Raw genomic sequence first — 3,180 nt, forward strand, 5'->3', positions numbered from 1 at the left:
GGACAGATTCCCAACATGACCAGCATTGATCAACGTCCTGCCGACATTGCAGAACGCCTGGTGCCGGGGCATTGGGAGGGTGACCACATCAAGGGTAAGGGTAACCGTTCCCAAATCGGCACACTGGTCGAGCGCACGACCCTCTACGTCGCGCTTGTCAAGCTCGATAACGGCACCGCACAGGCCACCACCGAAGGCTTCGGCGCCATCTTGCAGCGCTTTGATGGCGATATGCGCCGCTCGCTCACGTATGACCAGGGGCGCGAAATGGCACAACATGCGAAACTGACTGAAGAAACCGGCATCAAAGTCTACTTCGCTCATCCGCACAGCCCCTGCGAACGCGGCCGCAACGAAAACACCAATGGCTTGCTGCGTCAGTATCTGCCAAAGGGATCTGACCTCTCTCACAATTCACAACAACAGCTTGACGACATCGCTTGGAAACTCAACACCCGGCCCAGGAAATCACTGGACTGGAAATGCCCAGCCGAGCTGTTCCTTCCTGTAGACGCTTTTGACTTTAACGCATACTGGGCAGATAAGCTTGGTCTTGTTGCACTTGGACATTGAAACCGCCCCGCAATAAATCCTTGGGTGATGGCGGATATTTGAGCAATACTCCCACCAATGTGCGGCCAGCCGCCAACATCCCATCACGGAAAGACGACCCAGCATGAAAACCTTGACCGATATCGTGCTGGGCCTGATTGCGCTTGAACACGTCTGGATTTTGGTGCTGGAGATGTTTTTGTGGACCCATGCGATCGGCCGCAAGACCTTCGGCATGAGTCGCGACGAGGCCGAGAATTCAAAGATCCTGGCCGCGAATCAAGGCTTGTACAACGGTTTCCTGGCGGCCGGACTGCTGTGGGGACTGATCGGCGGCGCTTGGCAGGTCAAGCTGTTCTTCGTCGGCTGCGTGCTGATCGCAGGCATTTACGGCGGCGTTACCGCCAAACGTTCGATCCTGCTGGTGCAGGCGCTGCCGGCGCTGATCGGCTTGCTGTTGCTGCTGGCGACACGTTGATCGATCACCCGCGCGAGCTTAAATCCCGGCGCTCTGGACGGTGTTGGCAGCCGATGCCGCTTCAGAACTGGTCGGGGCCATCTCCCAGGCGCTGACCGGGATTCAGCCGCTCCAGCGCGATCAGCGCTGCCGACTGATCGGCCTGCGGCAGTTCGGCCAGAATGCTGCGATAGCGTTCCGTGACGAGTTCGGTCACCGGCAAGCGCACTTCAGCGGCTGCCGCTGCCAGCAGCACGTTTTCCATATCCTTGGTCTGACTCTTGACCTGGCCCCCGGGCACAAAATTGCGCTCGAGCATGCGCTGTCCATGCACCTCGAGAATCCGGCTTTCGGCAAAGCCGCCCCGGATCGCCGCCCTGACTGCGGCCGGATCGGCGCCGCCGGCCCGGGCCAATAACAAGGCCTCGGCCACGATGTTGAGCGTGCCGCCAACGATCAGTTGGTTGCACAATTTGGCCAGCTGACCGCAGCCGGCGGCGCCGACCAGAACCGGACGGCCAAGCACCCGTAAAATCGGTTCCGCACGCGTGAAGTCGACATCGGCGCCGCCCGCCATGATGGCCAGGCTGCCCGCCTGCGCGCCCTGTACCCCACCCGACACCGGCGCATCGAGAAACGCCACGCCGCGCGTCGACAGCAATTCGGACAGCGCCACCGCTTCCGCTTGCCGGCTCGAGCTCATGTCAATCAGCAGGGTGCCGCGCGCCATGGCGGGCAGCGCCGCGCTGACGACTGCCGCGACAATCGCGCCCGCCTCCAGCATCGTGATCACCACATGTGCCTGATGCATCGCCGCGGCAGGCGACGCCGCGACAGTCGCGCCGAGTTGGGCCAGCGCGTCAGTTTTGGCGATGGTACGGTTCCAGACCGTGAGCGGATAGCCGGCCTCGATCAGTCTGGTGGCCATTGGCAAGCCCATCAGGCCGGTGCCGAGAAATGCGATGCGTGGCAAGGATAGTGTGGTTGTCACTGTGACTCCATCGTGTTAAGGCGGGTCGCACCCAATGGTGCGGACCCGCCGGTGCAAGCTGCGGATTTGTTGCGCACCGCCCGTTCGCATCAAGCGCGCCAGGAACGATGCGCACGAAAGCAGACGGCGAATCGAACATCGCCCAACATCCGCGCAGTTCCTGGATGTTGCCCAGAAGACTTGATCTGTATCAACGCGGCAATATTGGCAGTGCAACATCGATCGAATTTGGGGCATACTTGTTCTCAGGAAAGCGCCCGACTGCGCCTGAAACCGATGCGCGGTGGCATCGATCAAGCGCAGATTTACGGTCCAGCTGCGTCGATCCAGCTTGGCCAACCTAATCCGCTATTTAGCCGAAAGCTCTTATGATGATGCTAATCAGTAGGAAGTTTGCAGTCGCCATTGTCGCATGCATTGCGATGCCATTGACCTGTTCTGCGGTGGATACGGTGTCGATAGAAGTGGCGCGGGGGCCGCAGAGCAGTCAGGTGCGCGCCGGACTGCAATGGGACTGGAACCGGCGCTGGCTGGAATCGGACAAGGCGTATCTCGGCGGCTACTGGGATCTGACCTTGGCCGAATGGCGCGAAAGAAAATATCAAAACGTGGAAGGCGCGAGCAAAAATTTCGGCGATATCGGCTTGACACCGGTACTACGCTATCAAAGGCTCGGCAGAACCGGTTTTTACGCGGAAGCCGGCATCGGCGCCCATTTTTTGTCCGACCTGTACGACAACGACGGCCGCCAGCTATCGACCAGATTTGAATTCGGCGACCATCTTGGCGCCGGCTACATATTTGAGAACCATCTCGATCTGGGCCTGAAGTTCCAGCACTTTTCAAACGGCGGCATCAAAGAGCCGAACGGTGGGGTCAATTTTACGGTGTTACGGGCGAGTTACCGGTTCTGAGTCCGCGGTTCTGAGTCCGGACTCTGCTACGTTATGCCGCCTCTGTCGAGGCAGATCAACCCGAATAGAGTGCCGGCGACGTTAAGGCAATCCACCGCACCGATCGCCGATGCTCGCTGCATCACGCCCGATATCGCGCCTCAGAGGTTTCTTGTGCTGCTTAAAAGGTGCCGCGCCAAAGCAAAAACCCTCCGGCACGTGGCACCGGAGGGTTTTTGGGAATAACAAGCCTGACGATAACCTACTTTCACATGCGAATACACACT

General features: G+C 59.5%; 4 protein-coding genes. 3 read left to right on the top strand and 1 reads right to left on the bottom strand.

Annotation, left to right across the window (positions count from 1 at the left end; genetic code table 11):
- A partial coding sequence (locus ACFOFO_RS12450; RefSeq protein ID WP_390331660.1) for an IS30 family transposase occupies positions 1 to 573 on the top strand: 573 nt, incomplete at its 5' end.
- 103 nt (positions 574 to 676) lie between these two features.
- Complete coding sequence (locus ACFOFO_RS12455; RefSeq protein WP_390327172.1) at positions 677 to 1,030, top strand: DUF1304 domain-containing protein; 354 nt, start codon at positions 677 to 679, stop codon at positions 1,028 to 1,030.
- Between the two features lie 61 nt (positions 1,031 to 1,091).
- On the opposite strand, the gene ACFOFO_RS12460 is transcribed toward ACFOFO_RS12455, so the two are convergent.
- A complete protein-coding gene (locus ACFOFO_RS12460; protein ID WP_390327173.1) occupies positions 1,092 to 2,000 on the bottom strand; it encodes an NAD(P)-dependent oxidoreductase in 909 nt (302 codons plus the stop codon).
- A 422-nt stretch (positions 2,001 to 2,422) separates the two neighbouring features.
- On the opposite strand from ACFOFO_RS12460, the gene ACFOFO_RS12465 reads away from it, so the two are divergent.
- Complete coding sequence (locus ACFOFO_RS12465) at positions 2,423 to 2,914, top strand: acyloxyacyl hydrolase (RefSeq protein ID WP_390331662.1); 492 nt, start codon at positions 2,423 to 2,425, stop codon at positions 2,912 to 2,914.
- The last annotated feature ends 266 nt before the right edge of the window (positions 2,915 to 3,180 follow it).

Origin of the sequence: Pseudundibacterium arcticum (assembly GCF_042646465.1) — a bacterium.
Lineage (GTDB): Bacteria > Pseudomonadota > Gammaproteobacteria > Burkholderiales > Burkholderiaceae_D > Undibacterium_A > Undibacterium_A arcticum.

Coding starts and splice junctions, on each gene's coding strand:
- ACFOFO_RS12455 (WP_390327172.1), top strand. CDS start 677: ATGAAAACCTTGACCGATATCGTGCTGGGCCTGATTGCGCTTGAACAC.
- ACFOFO_RS12465 (WP_390331662.1), top strand. CDS start 2,423: ATGCCATTGACCTGTTCTGCGGTGGATACGGTGTCGATAGAAGTGGCG.